This window comes from Streptomyces sp. NPDC096205 (assembly GCF_044763135.1).
GTDB lineage: Bacteria > Actinomycetota > Actinomycetes > Streptomycetales > Streptomycetaceae > Streptomyces.
Window position 1 is genome coordinate 623918 of record NZ_JBIWFS010000003.1, and the last position, 23501, is coordinate 647418.

Sequence of the window (23501 nt, forward strand, 5' to 3'; positions counted from 1 at the left end):
TGCCGACCGCGGCGTCGATCTCGGCGCGGGTGCTGATGCGGGCCCGCTCTCGATCTCGGTCTCGCTCTCGCGCTGGGTCTTGCACTCGGTCCCGCACTCGGTCCTGCACGTGGTCGGTCGGTCTCGGGGGTGATCTTGTGGCCGGGCCCGTCCGATCGTTCCCACGGAGGGCCCGGCCCCCAGGTTCAGGCAGGTGCCGTCATGTAACGGCCCTCACACGCCTCACACCGGGCTGCGCAACTCCTCGGTGCCCGCCACATGGTCGAACAGCTCACCTCCCTCGGCCCCCGTGAGCAGGTAGGCCTGGGCCTCGCCCACGTGGAAGTACATCCCGTGCAGCTCCAGCGCCCCGCGCCGCAGCGCCTGCGCCACCGACTCATGGGCGCGCAGATGCTCCAACTGCTGGACGACGTTGGTCAGGCACAACTGCTCGACCGCGTCGGCCGCCGCCCGCCCCGCCAACCGCGCCCAGGGTCGAGCGTCGTCCGCCATGCGCTCCAGGCTCGGCAGGCCATGCCTCAACCACCGCTTGAGCGGGGTCTGAGCCCCTCCCGGCTCGGAGTTGAGCAGCGCCTGCATGGCGCCGCACCCCGAGTGCCCGCACACCGTGATGGACCGCACCTTCAGCACGTCCACCGCGTACTCGATCGCGGCCGCCACCGAGTCGTCCCCGCTCTCCGCCCCCGGCAGCGGCACGAGGTTGCCCACGTTGCGCACCACGAACAGGTCACCCGGACCACTGGAGGTGATCATCGAGGTGACCACCCGCGAGTCGGCACACGTCAGGAACAACTGCGCCGGCCGCTGTCCCTCCCGAGCCAGCCGCGCCAACTCCTTACGCACCAGGGGAGCGGTGTTGCGCTGGAACGCGGTGATACCGCGAACGAGCTGATGCTGACCGGGCTTTGGAGTGGGGGCGGTGGTGGCTGGGATGTGCCCGTGGGTGGGGTGGTGGCTGGCGTGGGTGTTGTTCGGGTGCGGGGGGTGGGGGGCTCGGGGGCTGTGGTCGCTGTGCGGGTCGTGGGTGTCCGGGCGGTCGTGCTCCTGGCTCGGGTCGTGGGAGTCCGGGTGGGCGTGGTGCTTGCGCACGTCGTTGGTGGTGGGGTGGACGTGCTGATCGTTCGGGTCGTGGGCGGTCGCGTGACCGTGCTGATCGTTCGGGTCGTGGGCGGTCGCGTGACCGTGCTGATCGTTCGGGTCGTGGGCGGTCGCGTGACCGTGCTGGTCGCTCGGGTCGGGTGTGGTCGCGTGGGTGTGCTGGTCGCTCGGGTCGGGTGTGGTCGCGTGGGTGTGCTGACTGCTCAGGCCGTGGGTGTCCGGGTTGGCGTGTTCCTGTCTCGGGTTGTGGGTGCCCGGACGGGCGTTGTCGTCGAGGCTGTCGTCAGGGTCGCGGAGGTCTTGGCGGCCGTGCCGGTCGAGGTCGAGATCGAGGTGGCCGGCAGGGGCGTTCGGGCCGTCCTGCCTGCCCCGACTGTTGCGGTCACCCTGCCGCGCAGGACTGTTGGTGCCGTCCTGTCCGGCAGAGCCACTGCGGCTGTCTCGCACGTCGGCGGCGATGCCGTGCGCGGCACCCGGCGCAGGCCCGTCGGTCCGGGGTGGCTGTCCGCTGGGACGGGCGGACAACTGGTCCTGGGCGTGGCCCACATCGGCGTCGGTGTCGGGTGTGTGGCCCGCGTCCGACACGGGGTCTCCGTCAGCAGCCCCTTCTGCCGGGCTGTCGCACTGGTGGTTGCGCCAGGGCGTCCAGGGGCGGCAGCGGCAGGCGGCGGGGTCGGCCGGGGCTTCCCCCTCGCCGGAGCCCTCGGCCTCGCCGGACTCGGCGAGGACGGCGGGTTCGGCGATACGGACTGCGGCACGGCGGCCGGTCAGCTCGACGGTGCCTCCGTGGGCGGTGTGCGAGGTCTGCCAGTCCTGCAGTGACTCGTAGGCCGCGTGGTCCATGAACGAACCGTCCAACTCCACGACGACCTGGGCGCCTTGGGGTACGAGATGCAGGGCACGGCTGAGCCGCGGTACCGCGAGAAACGTCAACTGACCTCTTACATGTACGTGATGGACTCCTTCCTTCTCGTCGTGCGTGATGCGGGTGCGAGTGAGGCGGTTGAGGGCGACGGCCACAGCCACGGCGACGCCGAGCGCCACGCCCTCGAGGACTCCGAGGAACACCACGCCGGCGGTCGTGACGGCGTACACCGGTGCCTCTCGGTGTCGAGTCACCGTGCGGATGTGGTGCAGGGACACCATCTGGATGCCGACGGCCATCACCAGGGCGGCGAGCGAGGCGAGCGGGATGAGCTCCAGGATCGGGACCATCAGCAGCGCGGCGACTACTACGAGAACGCCGTGCAACACCGTGGAGTTCCGGCTGACGGCACCGGCTTGCACATTCGCCGAACTCCGCACCGCCACCCCTGCGACGGGCAGTCCGCCGAGGGCTCCCGAGACGATGTTGGCCGCGCCCTGCCCGAGCAGTTCACGGTCCAGGTCGGACCGGGCGATACGGGGGGCGCGACCGCCGGAGGGGGCTGCGGGGCGGGGCTTGAGGGCGGCGCTGCGGGGAGGGGAAGCGGCATCGGATGCGGGGCGTCCTTCCGCGTCCGGTCCTGTGCGGGCCTCGGAACCGGGCTCGCTGCAGGACTCCGCGCCGCTGGTAGCACCCCCGCCACGCGTCTCCGCGCGGGCGGCCGCAGCCCCCCGCGCCGCGGCCAGCTTGTCCACGGCGACCGCGCCCAGCAGTGACTGCACGCTGCACACCAGCGTGATGGTGAGAACGGCGGCGGCGATGCCGGTCACCGGGCCTTCGGGCATTCCGGCCAGGGCGTGGCTGCTCCAGGACGGCAGCTCGACCTTGGGCAGGCTGAGGGCGGTGAGTGAGGCGGTGGCGGTGGCGCCGGCGACGGCGATGAGCGGGGCCGGGATCGTGCGCAGCAACTGTCCCGCCCGGCCCGGGATCCGGGGCCACAGGAACAACAGCGCGAGGGTGAGGGCGCTCATCGTGACGGCAGCGGGGTGCACGCGAGCCAACTGAGCGGGCAGGCCGACGAGGTTGGCGAGCACCGAGCTCTGCGGGGTGCCGCCGAGGACGATGTGCAGCTGGGCGACGGCAATGGTGACGCCGATGCCGGCGAGCATGCCGTGGACGATCGCAGGGCTGACGGCGAGTGCCGTGCGGGCCACCCGCAGTCGGCCCAGGAGTAGTTGGGTGAAGCCGGCGAGGACGGTGATGGCGCAGGTGGTGCGCCAGCCGTACTGATGGATGAGGTCGGCGGTGACGACCGTGAGACCGGCGGCCGGCCCGCTGACCTGGAGCGGCGAGCCCCCGATGAGGCCGGCCACCACTCCGCCGACGGCGGCGGCGACGAGGCCCGCCTGGAGCGGGGCGTCGGTGGCCAGGGCGATGCCCAGGGACAGGGGCAGGGCGATCAGGAAGACCGCGATCGAGGCGGACACATCGGCGCCGGCGATACGGAAGCGGCGGCGCTGCGGGTCCGTCGGCGGGCTGTGCGGCGGGTGGGCCCGCTGGGCAAGGGCGCCGGAGTCGGCGTGCTTTTCCATGGGCCCTGAGGCGGCAGCCCCCGTGGGCGTGGGGGCCTTCTCCCCTCGGGACGGGGGCTTTTGCGAGGGATCGTAGGACTGCGTGTGCGTGGGGACGCTGGCTGACATGTTCCCGTCTCCTCCGGGGCGGCGCGGTCGCGTAACAGGTGGTCCCCGCCGGGCGGCGGGGTCGGGTCGCGGCCGTGGGTCACGGCGTGCAGCGGCGGGATGGATCAACGTTCTGAATCAACGGTCGGTAAACAGATCGTAATGCAGAGTAAAGGCCCAGCATGGATTTTCGACGCAAATGGGCTAATGCATCCCTCCAATGAGTGAAGTGCTCTTTTTATCGGCTTGTCGTACTTATTCCTTCTCGGCCCCGTGCGACGTTGGCGGCGCTGTCGGCTCGCCCGGCACATCACCTCGTCGAGGTCGTCACCAGCGTTGCCCCGAGAGAAGGAAGAAGGTGGGCGCATGGCCGCCAACCAGAGGATCGCCGCGGGCGCTGTGGCCGTCGCGGCCTGTGCCGCGTCACTGGCCGGTTGCGCGACCGGCAACGACCATTCCGAGGGAGGGGCCTCCGGGCCGCAGAAGGCGAAGCCGGCCCCGGCGCCCAAGAGCCTGGTCCGCCTCATCGGCGACGGCTCCACCGCGTACACCGGCGCGCAGCCGCATCTGCCACGGCCCGAGCGCCTGAAGCCCGGTCAGAAACCGCCGCAGTTCGTGGTGTTCTCCTGGGACGGCGCGGGCGAGGACAGCCAGCGCCTGTTCTCCCACTTCCGCAAGGTCGCCAAGGACAACAACGCCACGATGACCTACTTCCTCAGCGGCGTGTACATGCTCCCGGAAGTCAAGCGCGACCTCTACAAGCCGCCGCAGCACTCCCCGGGCCGTTCCGACATCGGCTTCAACGACGAGCAGGGCATCGCCGACACCGTCAAACAACTGCGCCTGGCATGGATGGAGGGCAACGAGGTCGGCACCCACTTCAACGGCCACTTCTGCGGCAAGGGCGGCGGTGTGGGCGAGTGGTCGGTCGAGGAGTGGAAGGACGAGATCGCCCAGGCCAAGCACTTCGTGAAGACCTGGAAGACCAACACGGGCATGTCGAAGGCGGCCCCGCTGCCCTTCGACTACGACAAGGAGCTCATCGGCGCCCGCACCCCCTGCCTGGAGGGCCAGAGCAACTTCCGCAAGGCCGCCCGCGAACTCGGCTTCCGCTACGACACCAGCGGGGTCAACAACCAGTTGTGGCCCGGCAAGTCGGAAGGGCTGTGGGACCTATCCATGCAGCTGGTGCCCTTCCCCGGTCACTCCTTCGAGCAGCTCACCATGGACTACAACTTCATGGTCAACCAGTCCGGCACCACAACCCAGGGCGACCCGGACAAGTACAAGTTCTGGGGCGACCAGATGCGCGACGGCCTGCTCGCCGGCTTCCGGCGGGCCTACGAGGGCAACCGCGCACCCCTGATCATCGGCAACCACTTCGAGTCCTGGAACGGCGGCACCTACATGCGCGCCGTCCAGGAGGTCATCGAGCGGGTGTGCACCAAGTCCGACGTGCGCTGCGTGTCCTTCCGGCAGCTCGCCGACTGGCTGGACGCGCAGGACCCGAAGACGCTCGACAAGCTGCGGGCCCTGGACGTCGGCGAGGCCCCGAAGCAGGGCTGGGCGTCCTACCTGTCGGGCCGCCCGGCCCCGGCCCCGAAGGGCGTACCGGGAGCACCGGCCGTACGGCAGTAGCGGCGGCGCCCGGCAGGGCCGAGGTCACGCGGGCTGTGTGACGCTCTCGCCGAGCACGAAGCCGGGGTCGACCTGCGCCGCCAGGTCGGCCCCGGTGCGCTCGTTGCCCCACGACTGGGCGTTCTTGACGTGGAAGTGGACCATCTGTCGCGTGTAGCGCTCCCAGTCACGTCGCCCGTACGTGGTGTCGGCGGCGGTCTGCAGGGTGCTCAGCGCCTGGCGGTTGGTGTCCTCCAGGAGGTCGAACCGGGGCGGCCGGCCCTTCTCCATGGCGCGCACCCAGTCGGAGTGCCCCACCGTCACGAGCAGGTCCTCGCCGACCTCGGCGCGCAGGAAGTCGAGATCGTCGGAGCCTTGCACCTTGTTGCCGACGACCCTCAGCTCGACGCCGAAGTCACGGGCGTACTCCTTGTACTGGCGATAGACGGAGACCCCCTTCCGGGTCGGTTCGGCGACGAGGAACGTCATGTCGAAGCGGGTGAACATGCCCGAGGCGAAGGAGTCCGAGCCTGCCGTCATGTCGACCACGACGTACTCGTCGGGGCCGTCGACGAGGTGGTTCAGGCACAGCTCCACCGCTCCGGTCTTGGAGTGGTAGCAGGCGACCCCCAGGTCGGCGTCCGTGAAGGGGCCGGTGACCATCAAACGGACGGCGCCCCCGTCGAGTTCCACGGGGCGGGCACAGGCGTCGTAGACGGGGTTGCTCTCGCGCACCCGCAGCAGCCGTGAGCCCTCGCCCGGCGGAGTCGTCTTGATCATCGTCTCGGCGGAGGCGATGCGCGGGTTGCTGCCGCGCAGATAGTCCTTGATCAGAGGGAGCCGGTCGCCCATCGCGGGCAGGGCGGCGGCCTCGGCCTCGTCGAGGCCCAGCGCGGCGCCCAGATGCTGGTTGATGTCGGCGTCGACCGCGATGACCGGTGCTCCGGTGGCCGCCAGGTGGCGGATGAACAGGGAGGACAGGGTCGTCTTGCCGCTGCCGCCCTTCCCGACGAAAGCAATTTTCATGTTCAGTAAGCGTAGTGGCGCAGGGGCATCCGCGGGGGCCCGGACGTGAAGAAGACCACTCCTTCGTGGGGCGCGTGCGCCGGTTGCGTACTGTCGTACCCATGAGTACGACAGGCGCGACCGCAGATCCGCTCGCGGCCCTGGGCGCACTGCCCGGCGTGGCCGACTCCGTCGAATCCGTGCGCAAGGCCGTGGACCGGGTCTACGGCCACCGGGTCATGCGTCGCCGCAGCACCGAGATCACCTCCGAGGCGGCGCTGCGCGGCGCGCGCGGTTCGGCGGCGCTGTCCGGCGCGGACTGGGCTCTGGAGGAGGTGCGCCGGCGCACCGACTTCAGCGGCGACGACGAGGCACGCGTGATGGGTGGCGCCCTGCGGCTCACCGCCGAGGCGGGACAGTTGCTGTCCATCTGGCGGCAGTCGCCGCTGCGGGTGCTGGCCAGGCTGCACCTGGTGGCGGCGGCGGACGACGCGGACCGCGCGGGGCGTCCGCGCCTGGCGGGCGAGCCCGTCGACGAGCCGCTGGTAGAGCTGCCGCTGCCGAACGCCGACGAGGTCTCCGCTCGTCTGGAGGGGCTGTCCGAGCTGATCGTGGCGGGAAGTGCGGCTCCGGCGCTGGTCACGGCGGCCGTGGTGCACGGGGAGCTGATGGCGCTGCGCCCCTTCGCCTCGCACAACGGCCTCGTCGCGCGTGCGGCCGAGCGGATCGTGCTGATCGGCAGCGGCCTCGACCCCAAGTCGGTCTGTCCGGCCGAGGTCGGCCACGCCGAGCTGGGCCGCGCGGCCTATCTGGCGGCGCTCGACTGCTATGTGTCCGGCACCCCCGAGGGCATGGCGGCCTGGATCGCCCACTGCGGCAAGGCGGTCGAGCTGGGTGCGCGCGAGTCGACCGCGGTGTGCGAGGCGCTGCAGCGCGGTGCCGCGTAGACACTGTGGCGTGAAACAGGCCCGCGCGCGGGGCATGAAAAAGGCCCCTCAAAAAGGGGCCTCACAGGGTTGCGGCGGTACGAGTCCTCGTACCGCCGCTGGCATGTTCACCCGGTTACCAAGCGTCCTCGAATGTCGCCCATCAGGTCGGGGACTTTGCTCGACCTGGTGCGGCTGGCCCGTAATCGACGGGTCGACGTCGCGTGGGTGCCGGGTGTCCATGCTCGGTCCGTGGGGCCAAATGCGTATTGAAGGTGATCCTCGCGGATGTCCTTGGTCTCGCGGGCCGTTGTCTCCTTTGTACTCCAGGTCACGAGTAAGCGGAAGTGCTGGACGTACTTCTTTACTTTTAGGTTCAAACAGGAGGGAAACGGACGCAGGTTGGGAGGGCTGCGAGTCGTCCCCGGTCAGGCCGTCGCCGCGCGGCGACGGCTGGCGTACCAGACGAGCCCCGCGGTGGCCGCCGCGGCACCGATCGCCGCGGCCGCGACGAGCGCCGGACGCGGCGGTACGGAGAAGGCGGGCAGCCGCTGCTTGAGCCGCACGGGCCGGTGGAAGTCCAGAACCGGCCATCCGCGCGCGAGTGCCTCGCGACGCAGCGCGCGGTCGGGGTTGACGGCGTGCGGGTGGCCCACGGCCTCCAGCATCGGCAGGTCGGTCGCCGAGTCGCTGTAGGCGTAGCAGCGTGAAAGGTCGTAGCCCTCGGACTCCGCCAGCTCGCGGATCGCCTCCGCCTTCGTGGGGCCGTAGGCGTAGTACTCCACCTCTCCGGTGAAGCAGCCGTCGTCCCCTACGACCATCCGGGTGGCGACCACGCGGTCCGCGCCCAGCAGCTCGCCGATCGGTTCGACGACCTCCGCTCCGGAGGTGGAGACGATCACGACGTCGCGGCCGGCGATGTGGTGCTCCTCGATGAGGGAGGCGGCCTCGTCGTAGATGATCGGGTCGACGATGTCGTGCAGGGTCTCGGCGACGATCTCCTTGACCTGCTGGACGTTCCAGCCGCGCACCATCCTGGAGAGGTACTCGCGGGTCCGTTCCATCTGGTCGTGGTCCATGCCGCCCACGAGGAAGACGAACTGGGCATATGCGGTACGCAAGGCGGCCCGGCGGTTGATCAGACCGCCTTGGTAGAACGACTTGCTGAACGTGAGCGTGCTCGACTTCGCAATGACCGTCTTGTCCAGGTCAAAGAAGGCGGCTGTGCGGGGCATCGAGTGGTTTTCCACGACCCAGAGCATAGGCGCAGCCCATTCGGCGTAAGGTGGGGCGTGTGGGTTTGCCTGAGAAGGCTCTCGGGTACACCATGGAAGTCACGGATCGTTCGCGACCGTGCTAACCCGGTCCGACTCCTCCCCCCCCGAGTCGGCCGTGGGGACGACCCCCGCTCTCCCCCCCGGCGGGGGTCGTCGCATGTCCGGGTGGGTTTTCTCCTTCTGTACGCGGCTGTCGGGCCGCATCGAGGCGGCTGCGGCCGCCTTTTCGGCATGCCCATGATCGGTCACTGTGGGTAGCTGTCGGACTCCTCTGCGGAACTCGCACAGGAGATGGTGCAGGGGTCACCGGTATGGGTGACGGCGATATTCACAGCCCCGCTGTTGTCCACAGTTATTGACCAAGATCCACAAGTTTTCCGGGCTCGCTGCACCGTGATTCCAGCGCGCCCCGATCGCGGCGAGTTCGTGACCCTCTCCCGTTTGTCGGACGCGTTTGGCCGGTTTCTTCCGGCCGCTCATATGGAGGGCCATCCACCGGTTCTTCACACGGATGAGAAACGCGTGGCCGCAGGGGCCGCGCGGGACACGCAGCGAAGGGGGAAGTCACGCCATGACCGATGTCGTCACCCACGATCCACCGTCCGCCGCCGGAGGCCGGCAGAACGGACCGCTCATCGTCACCGAGGACCCGCATCTGCTGGACGACCTGCTCCGGCTGTGCGCGGCCGCCGGCGCCACGCCCGAGGTCCATCCCTCGGTGCCCGAACGCCGTGGCGGCTGGGAGGCCGCACCGCTCGTCCTCGTCGGCGACGACGCCGCCCGCCGGGTGCGCGGGGCCGCCCGCAGACGCGGAGTCGTGCTGGTCGGCCGGGATCAGGACGACCCCGGCGTCTGGCGGCGCGCCGTCGAGATCGGCGCCGACCACGTGCTGATGCTCCCCGACGGCGAACAGTGGCTCGTGGACCGCATCGCCGACGTCGCCGAGGGCGTCGGCCGGCCCGCCCTGACCGTCGGTGTGATCGGCGGACGCGGCGGCGCCGGAGCCTCCACGCTCGCGTGCGCGCTCGCCGTCACCTCGGCGCGCGAAGGCGTACGCACCCTGCTCGTGGACGCCGATCCGCTCGGCGGCGGACTCGACGTACTGCTCGGCGGCGAGACCACCGAGGGCCTGCGCTGGCCCGCCTTCGCCGGTTCACGCGGACGGGTCGGCAGCGGCGCCCTGGAGGAGTCGCTGCCCGAACTGCACTCGCTGCGGGTGCTCAGCTGGGACCGGGGTGACCGCGTCGCCGTACCGCCGCAGGCCGTCCGCGCGGTGCTCGCCGCTGCCCGGCGCCGGGGCGGCACGGTCGTCGTCGACCTGCCCCGCCGCTTCGACGAAGGCGTCGCCGAGGCCCTCGCCCAGCTGGATCTGGCCGTGCTGGTGGTGCCCGCCGAACTGCGCGCCCTCGCCGCGGCCGGACGTGTGGCCTCCGCCTTCGGCATGGTCCTGCGCGACCTACGGGTCGCCGTCCGCGGCCCCTACGCCCCCGGACTCGACGCCCGCGAGGTCGCCCGCCTCCTCGGGCTCCCCCTGGTCGGCGAGGTCCCCGTCGAGCCCGCACTCCTGCGCCCCACCGGCGGCAAGACTCCGCCCGGCGCGGGCGGCCGCGGCCCCTTGGCCCGCTTCTGCAAGGAGTTCTGGGAGCGGGCCCTGATCGAGGTGAGGGCGGCATGAGGGCGCATACGGGGTCTGGGGAGCCCGTGCTGGCCGAGCACGTACGACGACCGAGTGACGGTGGGGTCGGGGCGAGGGCCGCGCTATGGGGAGGGGTACGGCAACCGGAGCCGAGCGGGGACGAGTTGTGGACCGGGTCGCCGGAACGCGTTGGGCCATTGGGCGGGAGCGGCAGCGGGCCGGCCGGCGTATGGCGGTCAGGTGAGATCCCCGGCGGCCTGCGGCCGGCCGAGAACCGCGGTGAGTTGCGTGGCGGCCTGGGGCCCGCCGGGATCCGCGGTGAGCTGCGTGGCGGTCTGAGGCCGGCCGAGAACCGCGGTGAGTTGCGTGGCGGCCTGGGGCCCGCCGGGATCCGCGGCGAGCTGAGTGGCGGCCTGGGACCACCTGAGGACCGAAGCGAGCCGCGCCACGGACCGGCATCGGTCGAGGTCGGTGAAGAGCCGGCAGGCGTTACGCGGTCGGTCGGCAGCGGCGGTGGACTCACCCCTGGGTTGCTCGATGGCGTGCGGCGGCGGCTCGCCGAGAGCGGGGCCGAGCCGACTCCCGCGCGCGTGGCACAGGCGTTGCGGGAGCAGGGGCGGGTGCTCGGAGACGCCGAAGTGCTGGGGGCGGCCGAGCAGTTGCGGCGCGAGTTGATCGGCAGCGGGCCGCTGGAGCCGCTGCTCACCGATCCCTCGGTGACGGACGTGCTCGTGTCGGCTCCGGACCGGGTCTGGGTCGACCGTGGCGGCGGCCTGGAGCTGACCCGGGTCTCCTTCAGGGACGCGGCGGCGGTACGGCGGCTCGCACAGCGGCTGGCCGCGGTGGCGGGACGGCGCCTCGACGACGCCCGGCCCTGGGTCGACGCCCGGCTGCCCGACGGCACGCGGCTGCACGCCGTGCTGCCTCCTGTCGCGGTCGGCTGCACCTGCCTGGCCCTGAGGGTCGTACGCCCGCGCGCGTTCACGCTCGACGAACTGGTGGCGGCGGGCACCGTCCCCCCGGGCGGGGACCGCGTCCTGCGGGCACTCCTGAGGGCGCGGCTGTCCTTCCTGATCAGCGGCGGGACCGGCAGTGGCAACCCAAAGAAATACCGGTGACACCACTGGGTGCAAGTTACCGTCTGTGACGGTCGCTTCGGCGTTCTCCGGCGGCGCGAGACGTTAGCTGTCGTCCTCGGCCAGGTCATCCAGCTTGCCGAGGAGTTTGCGTGCCCCTGTCAGATCATCGCCGAACGTGACCCACAGGCTAAAGCGGTTGCCCGGCTTCTGAGTGATCTCGAAGTTATGGTCGTAGGCGCGGGCATCTGCGATGAGGTCATCGACATCAGACGACGTGGCATCGACGAGGTCGACCTTGATCTCGCAGGTGACTTCCTTCTTGCCCAGCTTCATGGCGCCTCCCTGCGTTTGGGGGTGGCGTCAGTGTGCGGCATGCCGCGCCAGCTCGCATGCGGAGGCGGCCCCGGTCGGCGACGGGGGACGCCGGCCAGGGCCGCGAGGACGGCCGAGCTGGACGCTCGGCCGGGGCATGCAGGGGTTAAGCGGGCTCAGGGATTCTTGCGATGAGCGGCTGCGGGAGTAGCGCGCGAGCCTGCTCCAGCAGCGTCGTGTCCTTGAGCGCGAACCGGCCGGCGAGAACCTGGGTGTGCCCGTAGTAGGCGCTGTCCAGCTCCACGAACCGCGTCATGTCGACGGCCCACTCTGCGTCCGGTACGTCGATCGAGCCGGGCTTCGGGACGGAGCGGGAGCCTGCGCCGGTGCAGGCCAGCCAGCACCCGCACCGCTGTTCGTGCGACCCCTTCCATTCGCCGACGAACCCGTGCCGCCCGGCGAGGGCGAACAGGTCGCCGGGCTCCAGCGCGTTGCCCTCGACGGGGATCACTCCGAGGACTGCGGTCAGGCCGTTGTCGGCTGTCGTGTAGGCGAGGACGCAGTGCGAGCCGGTTTCCCAGTCATGGAGGAACGGGAAGATCGTGACCCGGCCGCTGCCCTGCATGTTCCTTGCCATCGTGCGTCCTCTCTCGGGGGTGCCGGCCCCGCCACCATATGGGCGGGACCGGCTGGGTGTGCTCAGTACTGGCGGCCGTCGTCGCCGTCACCGGTCGGGGGGTTGGGCTCGCCGCCGTCGTCCTCGTCGCCGCCGAGTGCCACGGTGGTGCGGAGGGCGTTCTTCAGCGTCATTGCTGTGGTCCCTTCACTCGATGTGACCTGCGTGGTGCTGGCCGCCCGGGCGGCCGTTCCGGCACGGCTTGGCGTGCCGGAGTCTTGGGGTGGTGCGCAGGCGGGGCAGGCGTAGACCTCGACGTCCATGACGTGGGCAGCCACCCGGCCGCGCGCGATGCCTGCGCTGACGCCGGCCGTGCGGGCGAGTGAGGCGCCGCACCAGACGCAGGCCCAGCCGCTGTACTGAGGACCGGTCAGGCGGGTCGCGGGCGGCAGTTGGCGTGTCACCGGTCCACCAGCTGCGCCCAGATCTCCGGCCGTTCGGCGGTGTCGGAGCTGCCCCACACGTCCGCCTGGCCGAGGACCGTCAGCACGCACGCCCAGACGGGGTCAGCCGGGTCCGGTGCGGGCGCGGACAGGCGCACCCCCGCCGTGGTGGACTGCACCGCCACGGGCTCACCGAGGGCGGTCTCCAGGGCGGTTCGTAAGGCGGTTACTCGCAGGCTCATGGACATGCCGAACCCCACTCTCGTGCGAGAGAATGACTCTCGCACGAGAGTAGACCGGGGGTCACTACTCTGTCACGCAAGTCGCACCGAAGGGAGGCGTTGAGGGACCACTGAGACGCCCCTGTACCTGCGCGTCGCCGACGAGCTGCGCGCCCGCATCGAATCCGGGGAGATGCCTCCTGGGGCCCGTCTCCCATCCGTCGCCGAGCTGATCCAGCAGTACGGCGGAAGCAACTCAGTGGCCACCCGCGCGTACAAGCTGCTCGTCGACGAGGGTCTGGTCGTCTCCCGGCACGGCGCCGGGCACTACGTCCGCAGCACGGAGACGCCCGAGCTGCTGGTCCGTCGCCACCGCCGCAGGTCCGAGGACAGCCCATTCGCCCAAGGGGTGGCCGAACAAGGAGCGGTGGGCACCTGGCGGCACGAGTCGACCACAGAGCAGGCCAGCGAGACCGTCGCCCAGCGGCTGCGCCTCGCGGCCGGTGACCCGGTCATGCACACCTCGTACACGTACCTCGCTGACGATGCGCCGGTGCAGGTGGCCGAGTCGTGGGAGCCGCTCGAGCTCACCGGGTCGAGCCTGATCGCGCTTCCCGAGGTGGGTCCCTACGCGGGTGTCGGTGTGGCCGCGCGGATGCGGGTCATCTCGATCGAGGTCGGTGATCCGGTCGAGCGGGTGCGCGCCCGCATGGCCACCCGCGCCGAGGCCCAGGCGCTCGGTATGACCCCGGCGGGCCCTGTCATGGCGATCGAGCGGACCTACTACGACCAGGCCACCGGCCGCCCCGTCGAGACCGCGGACATCGTGATGCGCGGGGACCGGTGGGTGGCGGTGTACGGGCAGGAGCCGCCCGCCTGAGTGCGGGCATGACGAAACGCCCCCTGCACAGCCCTCGCGGGGCCGTGCAGGGGGCGTGATGTGTCAGCGGGCGAACAGCGCGATGGCGCCTGTGGCGGCGCCAGCCACACCGGCCAGCGTGGCGATGGTGGGAAGCGGCCATCGGCCCTTCTCCAGCGCCGTGACCCGCGGCTCAAGGTCACTGGGCTTCGGCATGCTCTCCAGGGTGCGCAGGCGAGACTCGTGATCGGCGACGTCGGTTCGAATGTCCTTGGTCTCGTTGAGGATGCCGTCGATCTTGGTCTCGATCCGGCCGACCGCAGCGGCCAGTCCCCTCACCTCCTGGTACATCTGCGCCGGGCTGATGTACACGCCCGGGTCCGGCGTCGTCATCTGCTGCCCCCGCTGGGCTGCTGGTTCGGTACCGCCCAAGTGAAGCCGAGCCCGCCGAGGAACGCGCCCACCGCGATCCACACCTCGGCGCCGGTCACGACGCCGTCGGCGGCCGCGCCGGACATTGCGCCGGCGGCGGCGATGACGGCGGCCGTGATGGCCTTGGCGTACTGGGAGACCTTCATGGTCAGACCCCTTCCGTGAGTGCGTCGCCGAGCCGGTCGAGCGCCGCTGTGGCGCCCGCCTCCGCCGCGGCCTGGATCTCCGCGGCGTCCAGCCCGCCACCCGCGGCCAGTGCTGCCACGGCCGCGGACAGCGCGCCGAGCTGCGCGGTCTGATCTGCCGTGCGGCGGTCGATACGGCGGGCGACGGCCTCGGTGTTGGCCAGCGCCTGTGACGGGGACAAGGTCGGATTCGCCTCGCTCGTCCCAGGGTTGACGTTCTTGATCAGCCCGTCTGTCAGCCACGTCGCGCGCGGCAGCTGCTTCACGACCTCGGCGGCGATCTCGGCGGCGGTGGGCATGTCGTCCTCCTCGGACGGGATAGGGGCGCCCTCGGCGAGCGCGATGAGGCGTTCGAAGTCGATGGCGCCGGGGTCGCCGTGATCGTTCTCCGGCACATGCATGTGCCCGCACACGCCCTTGAACGCCGACCAGCTGCTGGCGCTCAACCGCTGGCCGGCGCCATTGCCGTAGGACGACGGGTAGGCCGGCCACGCCGATGGCCCCGTCAGCGGGACGCCGTGCTCGGCGTGCATCCAGCGGAGGAACTCGGCGAGCTGGGTGAGCGCCCAGTCCGGCGCCTTGGGCCAGTAGATGTGCGCGTAGTTGGCCTGCTCCCACTTGGCGTGGGTCGCAGGGTCGCAGGTGCCGACGAGCTCGACCTGGCAGACGTTAAGCGTGTTCGTCTCCACGCCACCCGCGAGGTTGCGCAGCGCGCGGGACGAGACGTCGATGTCGAAGTGCTGGAACCAGTCCAGGCGCCGGAGGCTGAAGTCGGGCACTGCGGTGAGGTTCGGGGCCAGCGCCCCGCCGTCGTAGGACGGCAGAGACCGCCCCTCGGTCGTGTGGAGGACGACGACGTTGACCTCCATCGGACTGCCCGGGTACCTGCCCTGGCACCAGTACGCCGTCGAGGCGCCCGGGTAGCGCTGGGGTCCGGTCTTCATGCGGTCTCCCTGGTCAGGTGAGGGGCTGCACGATCAACTCGCGCAGGGCGAAGCTGGCGGTGTCGGTGCCCACGCTGGTGCGCATCAGCAGGCGCGTGTTGTACGTGGCACCCGGAGTGAGGCCGGACAGCACGTGATCGGCGCTGCTCCTGGCGAAGGTCGTGCCGTAGTTGGAGGCGCCGATGGCGTCGATCGGGGTCTCAACGACGATGCCGGCGCCGATGACGCCTCCGGTCCGAGTCTCAGGCGCGATCAGGCTGCCGGACGTGGCGGACGAGTTGAGCATGCGCGCGGCGGTGTGGATCATCACGCGTCCGGTGGTGGGCGCCACCCAGGCCACGGCGCAGTCCGTGCCCGAGGTGGTGTAGGAGGTGGACGTGGTCGTCACTGTCGCCGACTGGGCATCGGATGCGGTGGGCGGCGTGTCCAGCGCCTTGATGATGGAGCCTGCGGGCAGGTCAGGCACGGATCACCCCTCTCTACAGTGCTCGCACGGCGGGCCGTGCGAGGCGGATGGATTCGCTGGCCGCCTGCGCCTTGGTGATGCCGTTGGCCGACCGGGTCGCGGTCACGGCCTGCGGGTTGACGACCTCGAAGTTGTCGTAGTTGACGCTCACGCTGGCCGCGTTGGTGTTGCCCGTCGCTCGGATCGAGCGAGTGCCGACCTGCCCCGCCGCCGTCAGTGCGGTGTCCGTCGTCTCGACATGCCACGCGGACGGCTCCGCCGTGGACGCCAGCCAGCCCTTCGCACGCAGCGTCGAGCCGGACAGCTGGAACCGCACGCGCACGAACTGCCCCGCAACGTGGGTGATCGGCAGCGTGACCGTGCTGCCCAACTGTGTCTGGACGTCGGCCACAATCTTGCGGATGGTCAGCAGGACGGTGTTGCTGGTCGTGAACTGCAACCTGGCCAAGTACATGTTGCTGAAGTCGGGCATGCGCGCAGCGATCGCCCCGTACAACGACTCGGTGCCGGTGGCCAGCGCCGAGGTGGTGATGTCGCAGTAGATGTCCGCGTCCGCGTGGACGGCGTTGACCGCGGTGCGCCGGGAGACGTCGAGGGTGCTGAGCGTGTGGACGCCGACCCCGCCGCTGACGGCGTAGTCGGCGGCCGGGCCGCCGCCCACGACGGACCAGGCCGCCCCGATGTCCGGGGTACCCCAGCCGCTCGCCACGGTGCGGGTGAAGGTGTCCTTGCGCCAGGACGTGATCGCCGAGGCGGCGATCTCCTCGCCGCCCACGGTCAGGGAGAGCGGCATGTCCGCTGGGTCTGTGGTCCACAGCGGCCCGAGCGTCGTCAGCACCTGCAGCGCGGTGGCGCTGGAGGAAACCGCGGCCGCCAGCTGCGCGCCGGCGGTGTCGCGGTGGGCCCGTGAGCTGTCGTCTCGGACGGCCACCCGCCACGGCGACGCCGGGGCGCAGTTGAAGCTCAGGTCCCAGTCGACGGGGTGGCCGATCACCTCGGTCTGGCCGTGTGCGATCAGGTCGATGGTGCCGGGCGGCAGCCATGGCGGGGGGTTGGCGATGGTGAGCCGGTCGCCGACGTCCACGGCTGTGGCCGCGTCGATCTGCGCCGGGCCGGCCGCCAGGTCGACGTTCACGACCGGATAGCGCAGTTCGTCGACCGTGCCGAGGTGCAGCCGCCAGTACGCGTGATCGGGCAACCGGCCGTCGCTGTAGACGTTGACGCTGACCGAGTCGTCGTAGACGCCGACCCCGTTGGGCGGGGCCTGCACGGACAGCGGTCCGTCTTCGAGGACCGCCCGGGCGGACGATCCGCCCTCGCGCTCGACGGTGCGGTCATTGCGCACGCCCTGGTCGTCGTCGGCCGGCTCCAGGGGATGCGCCAACCCGGCCGCGTTGTAGTCCAGCTGCAGCGTCGGTTCCTGGTTGTACAGAGTCTCGCGGCCCCGGTAGGCGAGCGACAGCTGGTCCCGGCGCTCGTAGAGCAGGCCACCGTCGGTGGCCGCGGTCTCCTCGACCAGGTCGAGGAATGTTCTCGGCCGCTGCGCGCCCATCAGCTCCATGGAGGTGGTGTCACCGTGGACCAGGATGTATTTCCCCTCCTCTGTCGACAGACGGCGCAGGCGGTCCCCAGCGCTCTCGCCCGCGAACCCGTCATCGGCGCCGTTGAAGGCCGGCGGGTCGATGACAGGGAACACCGCCAGGTGCCCGGCGCGCAGGTTGCCGGGGACGCCCATCAGGCGCACGGATGTGGGGCGTCCCTCGGTGGCGGCGTAGGTGGTGTCGAGGGAGAACCCGGCGATGCCGATGCCGACCCAGGCGACGTGCACGATCACGTTCCCGCCGCTCTGCCGGGCCGACAGGATGACGCGGTTCCATCTGCCGGTGAAGTCGGGCGCCCCAGCCGAGTTGATCAGGGCCAGCACGGTGCCGTCGTCGTCGAGGGCCTCGACGCGGACGTTGTCCGTCTGGATCCGTACCCGGTACTTCTTGGCGGTGCCGGTGGTGTTGACCTCCATCAGCGTGTTGAGCGACGAGGGCATGGTGTCCAGGCGCATCACGCACTCAACGTGCCAGGCGCCGCTCGCCATGGCCGGGACAGTGCCCGCGCCCTCGCCGTCCTGGTCCCACGCGGGCACGGCGGACGCACCGCCGAGGGTCTCGTCCGCGCCGAAGGACACTCCGGACACGGCCATGGGACGCACACCGGTAATGGGGCTGTAGGCCTGGGTGGCGCCCGAGGGTTCCTCCAATGGCCAGTAGGCGGCCGGGCTGTAGGAAGGAATGCGGCGGCGCAGCGTACTGTCGAACGGCTTTTGCCCCTGGCCGTAGCGGCGTAGGACGCCGGCGGCCTCGATGGGCACGCGGACGTCCTTGCCGGAGACGTCCCACCGGCTGGGCCAGTTGGACACCTCGCCGATGAACCGGGTGCGGCGGTTGGTGATCTGCGCGCCGCCGGCCAGCGTCCACGTGCGGCCCGCCGAGTCGACGAACGACGTCGCCCCGATGGCCTGGGCGGTGAACACGGGGTTAGCGACGACCGTGCCACCGATGCCGGCGCGGATCTCGACGGCCATGCAGCGGCCCGCGCTCGGCGTCATCGACGCGTCGGAGGCGTTGCCCACCCGTACCGGCGTCGACGAGTTGAAGATCGACGTGACACCGGCCTGAACGACGTCGGCACCCAGTTGCGTCCAGGGCCCGGCCGTCCCCGAGGGCGCGGTGTAGAACCGCACTGTGCGGCCGCCGGCCCCGTTGTCGACGTCGAGTGTCGCGCGCACGGCCAAACGTCCCGACGTTGGCACCACCAGGTCGACGGTCGAGGACGCGCTGAGGGTGTTCGTGCCGTCCGCGCTCCACTCCAGATAGAGCCGGTTCGAGCGCACGCCCAGGAACCAGCTCTTGCTGCCAGCTGCCAGGTTCAGCTTGGCGACCAGCTCGGTGGTGAGTAGCCCGTCGGAGGCGTCCAGCCAGTTCACCAGCAGCGCGTCCATGCGCACGTCGATGTCGCCGGTGATGTCCAGCGTGGCGTCGTCGGGCGTGGAGGCGTAGTCGGTGGTGGCGCCGGGCAGCCGCAGGAACTGGGACCCGGCCAGCACCGAGACCCGGATCCTGGTGTTGCGTCCTATCTGCCCGTAGTACGGCGACAACGGGTTGCGCGGCGAGTACTTGCCGGACCTGTTGTTGAGGACGAGCGAGCAGCGTGAGGGGTCCGCGCGCTGGCCCTCGTCGGGGCGACCCCGCTCGATGGTGATCTTGTCCTGGGTGTACACGTCCGAGGTGATGTCCGTCCAGACCCCTCCCACCAGTAGCTCGACCTGGACCTGCAGAGGGGTCTGGGGGAACACCACGACGGACCTCCTATCCTCCGGCGAGGATCTCGACCTGGCCCCGCCCGTCGACGCGGACCAGCTTGCGGAACATCTTCTTGAACTCGCCGTCAGCGCCCGTGAAGTCGAACCGGACGCGTACCACGCCGCCACCGGCCTGGGCACCCATGAGCGGTGCCATCGTGGGTGCTCCCAGCGGCCGCTCAGGGGCGGCGAGCTCGGGCCGGACGAGGGTGCGCATTGCGTCGTCGAGCAGCGGCTGGGAGCGCTGGATGCCGGCCACCACTCCGGGCGGGATCCATCGGCCGACCTGATCGGCCAGCACGCGCGAAGGTGACTTGATGCCGAGCGCCTTCTTCAAGGCCTTCTGCATGCCGAGGGCAATGTCGATCATGGCGTTCTCGATCGCCTTGTGCTCGGCCTTCAGCCCCTGGACCAGCCCCTTGGCGGCGTGGATGCCCGCCCCGTACAGGGCGTCACCGGCCACCGTCCCAGCTGTGCCCGCTGCCTTGACGATCTGCGCCTGGGTGGAGTTGATCTGTGCGATGGTGCCCTTGTCGGCGTTGGCGAGCGCGGCGGCAGCTTCGGCCCCACCCTCGACTCCGGCCTGCGCGATCTGCGCGATCAGGTCCGATCTGACGCCCTTCTTGCGTAGGGCGATCAGGTCGGCGGCGAACCGCTTGGCTGCGGCCAGCTTGTCGGTCATGTTCGTGAGCAGCGTCTCCGCCGACACCGGGCCCTCGCCTGCGAGGGTCGTGATGTTGGCGCTGTCGATGACGCCCTTCTTCACGTCCGCGACCAGCTTGGCGCGGGCTTTGACGAGGTTGTCCAGCCGCTTGGTGGCGGTTTTCAGACGGGCCGCGACGATGGCCTCGCGGTTGGCGAGCCGCAGCAGCCGCTCAGTGCCGAAGTCGACCTTGGCCAGGGCCTTGGACCGTTTCTTTCCCGGGGCGAGCGCGTCGCGGATGATGTCCGCGAGCTTGGCGGAGGCGGCCATCACCTGCTTGCGGGAGCCGGTCAGGCCGACGACCAGGCCGCGCGCGATCCACTTGCCCTGTGCGGCGGTGACCTTCGAGGGCGAGGCGATGCCCAGGGCCTTGGCGATCGGGCCTGGGATGGCGCTCTTGGCGAATCCGATCAGCTGGGATTTCAGCCAGCCGCCCATGCCGCTGATGCCGTTCCACAGGCCGCGGACGACGTCCTTGCCTTTCTCGATCAGTAGCGAGTTCAGGGCGCCGATCGCGGACAGGATGCGGCCGGGCAGGCCCCGCAGCCAGGACACCATGGACAAGGCTTTGCGCACGGCCCAGTCCTTGGCGCTCTGGAACCAACCCGCGATCCAGCCGGGGATGCGGCTCAGCCAGCCGACCACCGCGAGGACCTGGGCGATCGAGTCGGCGATCTTGCGGGTGACCCACTGCCAGACGATGCCGGTCCAGCGCTTGACCGTGTCCCAGTTCGCGACGATCAGCGCGACCAGGCCGACAACGACCGCGATGACCCAGCCGACGGGGCCCATAGCGATCAGCCACTGGGCGGCCATCACGGCGGCCCACGCGACCGCCTTGGCCGCCATGATCGCGAACTGGATGGACGAGACGACTGCGGCGCGGACGACGCTGAGGATCCATGTGCCGATCGCCACCAGCGCTGACCCTGTCCAGGCCGCGGCGGTCGTCAGGGCGGAGATCACAGCGGCGCCCGCGATGCGCGCGTAGGCCATCAGGCCGATGGCGTTCATGCGCAGCCAGGTGCCGATGACTCCCCAGGCGGACGCGGAGATGATGGCGTGCGCGCCGGCCACGACGGAGCTGATCGCCGAGTACGTCATCATCGCGCCCTTGACGGTGAGCACGACACCGGCGAGGCCCAGCAGCGTGTACATCAGAGGCCGGACGACGTCCTCGTTCTCGGTGGCGAAGTCCAGGAACACGCCCGCGACGGCGCCGACCTCCAGCATCGCCTTGCGCTTGAACTCCTCCAGCGACTTGGAGGCGCTGCCGCCGAGTGTCTCGGTGAGCCGGTCGGTCGAGCCGGTCGCCTTGTCCATCCCGGACGCCGCGGCGGCGCCGGCCGGATCCATGGCGAACAGGGCGTCACCCATCACGGTGCCCGGGTCGCCGAACAGGGCGGTGGCCGCGTTCAGGCGGATCGTCTCGTCCTTGGTGCCGCGCAGCGCGTCCAGCGTCATCTGCAGGGCCTGCTGGCCGCTCTTGCCGCCTGCCTGCAGCTTGGCCTTCATCGTGTCCGCGTTCAGCCCGATCGACTTGAACGCGTCCTGGACGCCCTGGCTGGAAGCCAGCGCGAGCTCGCCGAACTGGCCGAGCGCGTCGGCGACCTGATCGCTGTCGCGGGCGCCGGCGTCGATGGCCTGGTCGATCAGGCCGAGCGCAGTCTGCCCGTCCAGGCCGACCCGCTTGAACTGCACCGAGTACTCGTTGATCGTGTCCAACAAGTCGTCGGCCTTGTTGGCGGACGTGCCGAACCCGGTGGTGATGATGTCGAACGCCTCGTCGGCGTCCTTCGCCAGGCCCGTGCGGATGAGCTGCCCGACAGCCGCGGTGGTGGGCCCGACCTCCTGGTCGAATGTCTCGGCCAGGGCGAGGGCCTTGGTGGTGACGTCCTCCAGTCCGCTCTCGGCGGCCGTGCTCTTGCCGATGTTCTGGTAGACGCCGCGGATCGCCTCGTTGACGGTCTCGGTGGAGTCGCCCCAGGCCTCGCTGTAGATGCGGGCGGACATCTGCGACAGCTCGGCGGCCTCGGCCGGGCCGATGCCGAGCTGGGCGGCGAGCTTGGCGCTGGCCGCCTCGACGTCGAGCTCGGCCGCGATGCCGGCGCCGAGGGCTGCCGCCACCCCCGCGCCGATGCCGGCGGCCGCGGTGTCGAAACGCTCGCGCGCCGAGGACAGGCCCTGCGCGGTGTTGTCCCGGGCGACCAGGTTGAAGACGAGCGACGTGTCGCTCATGCCACTGCACCCCCTGTGGTCAGGGGGCGGTCAGCGGCCCCTCTTCAGTTCTTCGTTGGCCTTGCGCTGGGCTTCCTCGTAGGCGTCCAGCCAGGCCAGGTAGAGGTCTGTCTCCTCGACCGTGAAGTCGTCCCAGTCGCGGGCCTTGATGCCGAGCAGGTGGGCCGCGTCGCCGAGTCGGCTCAGTCGGCGACGGGCAGACTCGCTTTTCCCTGGTCCTCGGGGTCCTCGTAGGCCTCGGCGATCTCCTCGTCGAGCTTGGCCAGGATGGCCGCGCGCTGCTCGCCGGAGGCGTTCTCGGCGACCGTGTCGCGCATCTCGATCAGCTCGGCCTTGGAGTACTCCAGCCGCAGCTCGTCCCACGCGAAGTCCACGTCGTCGTACTTCACGGTGGGGTGCTCGCGCTTGAGGAACGTGTAGAGCAGGACCCTGCGGCACACCGAAGAGCCCTCGATGACGTCCTTGGTGAACTGCGACCAGTTGCGGGAGGTGAGGCGTTCGATGTTCTCCCGCTCCGCCGACATGATCTTGCGCGGGTTGTACTTGAAGCGCTGCGGTTCGTCGTTGCCCTCGGGGCTGTAGACCAGGTACACCGTTCTCCCTCACTCGGCCCGCGCGGCGATACGCCGGGCCATGTTCTCCATGGCCGCCTCGACGGCCGCCTTGTACTGGCCTTCTCGGCCCTGGAATGCGCGGTCGAACCAGTCGACCTTGCCGTGTTGGACGGCCCACACCTCGCGGTTGCCGTAGACGGGGTGCCGCCAACCCCCTGCCCTGTTGAGCCTTTTCGGGGCGTTGGCGAAGCCGCGGACGTTCTTGAGCTTGAATGCCTTCACGCGGGCGCCGGACCAGCGGCCGCCGAGCTTGACCTCGGGCCGGATCTTGCGGGCTACGGAGGTACGCAGAGCGGGTGCTGTGGGCAGGCCGGCCGAGGCCATGGACATGATCTGCTGCTTGGCCTGGGTAGCACCGGGCTTGAGGGCCTCGCGCATGTCCCTCGCGAGTTCCTTGCGCAGTTGCTTGCCGTCCTCCTCAGCGCGGATCGCGCGCGTGAGGGCTGCCAGGCCCTCGTGCGTCTCCACGCCGAGGGAGAACGGCGGGCCCCCGCCGGCCATCAGACGGTCGCGCGGGCCACGGCCCCCGACGTCGGGAAGGACAGCGACACGGTTGCCTCGTCGCCGACCCCGCCCTCGATGGGGTTCCAGCCCTTGATCAGGATGCTGCCGGAGTACTTCGGGTTGGACGTGCCTACCGCGGCCTGGTCGGCGCGGACCTCGAACGCGACGACCGTGCCGAGCAGCGGCCACATGATCGAGTCGAGCTGGGAGGCGGCGAAGTCCTGGAGGAACTCCACGGACAGCTCGCCGGACTTCAGCCCGCCGAGGACTTCCTTCCAGCCGAGCGAGGCGTAGTTCGTGACGTCCTTGTCCTCCACCTCGACGGTCAGTTCCGCCTTCTTGGTGTACGAGTTCAGGACGGTGCCGTTGATGCTGAGGTACTGGGCGAGCAGGACCATCTTGGCCATGACGGGGCCCCCTTCCAGGGCAT

The 23501-nt window shown here is 70.5% G+C and carries 19 protein-coding genes and 1 pseudogene; 5 read left to right on the forward strand and 15 right to left on the reverse strand.

All coding sequences use genetic code 11. The features are described from left to right. Nucleotides 1–222 precede the first annotated feature (222 nt). Complete coding sequence (locus ACIQ6Y_RS15175; protein WP_404037778.1) at nt 223–3555, reverse strand: SulP family inorganic anion transporter; 3333 nt, start codon at nt 3553–3555, stop codon at nt 223–225. Between the two features lie 453 nt (nt 3556–4008). Here ACIQ6Y_RS15175 and ACIQ6Y_RS15180 point away from each other — a divergent pair, with 453 nt between their 5' ends. Beyond that, nucleotides 4009–5280, forward strand: a complete 1272-nt coding sequence (locus ACIQ6Y_RS15180) for a hypothetical protein (RefSeq protein WP_404037781.1) — start codon at nt 4009–4011, stop codon at nt 5278–5280. 24 nt (nt 5281–5304) lie between these two features. On the opposite strand, the gene ACIQ6Y_RS15185 is transcribed toward ACIQ6Y_RS15180, so the two are convergent. Then, the gene (locus tag ACIQ6Y_RS15185) at nt 5305–6285 is read right to left on the reverse strand and encodes an ATP-binding protein (protein ID WP_404037784.1); all 981 of its coding nucleotides are present in this window, start codon (nt 6283–6285) and stop codon (nt 5305–5307) included. A 101-nt stretch (nt 6286–6386) separates the two neighbouring features. On the opposite strand from ACIQ6Y_RS15185, the gene ACIQ6Y_RS15190 reads away from it, so the two are divergent. Then, entirely contained in the window at nt 6387–7211 is an 825-nt protein-coding gene (locus ACIQ6Y_RS15190; RefSeq protein WP_404037787.1) for an oxidoreductase, read from the forward strand. Nucleotides 7212–7618: 407 nt separating this feature from the next. On the opposite strand, the gene ACIQ6Y_RS15195 is transcribed toward ACIQ6Y_RS15190, so the two are convergent. After that, the gene (locus tag ACIQ6Y_RS15195) at nt 7619–8452 is read right to left on the reverse strand and encodes an HAD family hydrolase (RefSeq protein ID WP_404037789.1); all 834 of its coding nucleotides are present in this window, start codon (nt 8450–8452) and stop codon (nt 7619–7621) included. Between the two features lie 586 nt (nt 8453–9038). On the opposite strand from ACIQ6Y_RS15195, the gene ssd reads away from it, so the two are divergent. After that, entirely contained in the window at nt 9039–10142 is a 1104-nt protein-coding gene (ssd, locus tag ACIQ6Y_RS15200; RefSeq protein ID WP_404037792.1) for a septum site-determining protein Ssd, read from the forward strand. Between the two features lie 491 nt (nt 10143–10633). Next, nucleotides 10634–11200, forward strand: a pseudogene (locus tag ACIQ6Y_RS15205) (ATPase, T2SS/T4P/T4SS family); the annotation flags it as partial. An 84-nt stretch (nt 11201–11284) separates the two neighbouring features. Here ACIQ6Y_RS15205 and ACIQ6Y_RS15210 read toward each other — a convergent pair. From ACIQ6Y_RS15210 to ACIQ6Y_RS15220, 3 genes are all read right to left on the reverse strand, one after another. Further along, entirely contained in the window at nt 11285–11515 is a 231-nt protein-coding gene (locus tag ACIQ6Y_RS15210; RefSeq protein ID WP_404037795.1) for a hypothetical protein, read from the reverse strand. A gap of 145 nt (nt 11516–11660) precedes the next feature. Next, nucleotides 11661–12131: a hypothetical protein gene (locus ACIQ6Y_RS15215; protein ID WP_404037798.1), complete on the reverse strand. Its 471-nt coding sequence runs from the start codon at nt 12129–12131 to the stop codon at nt 11661–11663. A 439-nt stretch (nt 12132–12570) separates the two neighbouring features. Next, on the reverse strand, nt 12571–12795 hold the full coding sequence (locus ACIQ6Y_RS15220) for a hypothetical protein (RefSeq protein WP_404037801.1): 225 nt from the start codon (nt 12793–12795) through the stop codon (nt 12571–12573). A gap of 127 nt (nt 12796–12922) precedes the next feature. Here ACIQ6Y_RS15220 and ACIQ6Y_RS15225 point away from each other — a divergent pair, with 127 nt between their 5' ends. Next, nucleotides 12923–13654, forward strand: coding sequence for a GntR family transcriptional regulator (locus ACIQ6Y_RS15225; protein ID WP_404038377.1), 732 nt, complete (start codon nt 12923–12925; stop codon nt 13652–13654). A 63-nt stretch (nt 13655–13717) separates the two neighbouring features. On the opposite strand, the gene ACIQ6Y_RS15230 is transcribed toward ACIQ6Y_RS15225, so the two are convergent. The 9 genes from ACIQ6Y_RS15230 to ACIQ6Y_RS15270 form a co-directional block, all read right to left on the reverse strand. Then, entirely contained in the window at nt 13718–14026 is a 309-nt protein-coding gene (locus tag ACIQ6Y_RS15230; protein ID WP_404037804.1) for a hypothetical protein, read from the reverse strand. Further along, on the reverse strand, nt 14023–14211 hold the full coding sequence (locus tag ACIQ6Y_RS15235; RefSeq protein WP_404037807.1) for a hypothetical protein: 189 nt from the start codon (nt 14209–14211) through the stop codon (nt 14023–14025). The genes ACIQ6Y_RS15230 and ACIQ6Y_RS15235 overlap by 4 nt, the downstream gene beginning before the upstream one ends. Nucleotides 14212–14213: 2 nt before the next feature. Further along, nucleotides 14214–15194 (reverse strand): N-acetylmuramoyl-L-alanine amidase, encoded by a 981-nt coding sequence (locus ACIQ6Y_RS15240; RefSeq protein ID WP_404037810.1) that lies wholly within the window; start codon nt 15192–15194, stop codon nt 14214–14216. 13 nt (nt 15195–15207) lie between these two features. Further along, nucleotides 15208–15660: a hypothetical protein gene (locus tag ACIQ6Y_RS15245; RefSeq protein ID WP_404037812.1), complete on the reverse strand. Its 453-nt coding sequence runs from the start codon at nt 15658–15660 to the stop codon at nt 15208–15210. A gap of 13 nt (nt 15661–15673) precedes the next feature. After that, nucleotides 15674–19009 (reverse strand): hypothetical protein, encoded by a 3336-nt coding sequence (locus ACIQ6Y_RS15250; protein ID WP_404037815.1) that lies wholly within the window; start codon nt 19007–19009, stop codon nt 15674–15676. Between the two features lie 10 nt (nt 19010–19019). Then, nucleotides 19020–21953: a phage tail tape measure protein gene (locus ACIQ6Y_RS15255; protein ID WP_404037817.1), complete on the reverse strand. Its 2934-nt coding sequence runs from the start codon at nt 21951–21953 to the stop codon at nt 19020–19022. A 182-nt stretch (nt 21954–22135) separates the two neighbouring features. After that, complete coding sequence (locus ACIQ6Y_RS15260) at nt 22136–22546, reverse strand: hypothetical protein (protein ID WP_404037819.1); 411 nt, start codon at nt 22544–22546, stop codon at nt 22136–22138. Between the two features lie 9 nt (nt 22547–22555). Then, nucleotides 22556–23068, reverse strand: coding sequence for a hypothetical protein (locus tag ACIQ6Y_RS15265; protein ID WP_404037821.1), 513 nt, complete (start codon nt 23066–23068; stop codon nt 22556–22558). After that, nucleotides 23068–23478: a phage tail tube protein gene (locus ACIQ6Y_RS15270; RefSeq protein WP_404037823.1), complete on the reverse strand. Its 411-nt coding sequence runs from the start codon at nt 23476–23478 to the stop codon at nt 23068–23070. The genes ACIQ6Y_RS15265 and ACIQ6Y_RS15270 overlap by 1 nt, the downstream gene beginning before the upstream one ends. Between the last annotated feature and the right edge of the window lie 23 nt (nt 23479–23501).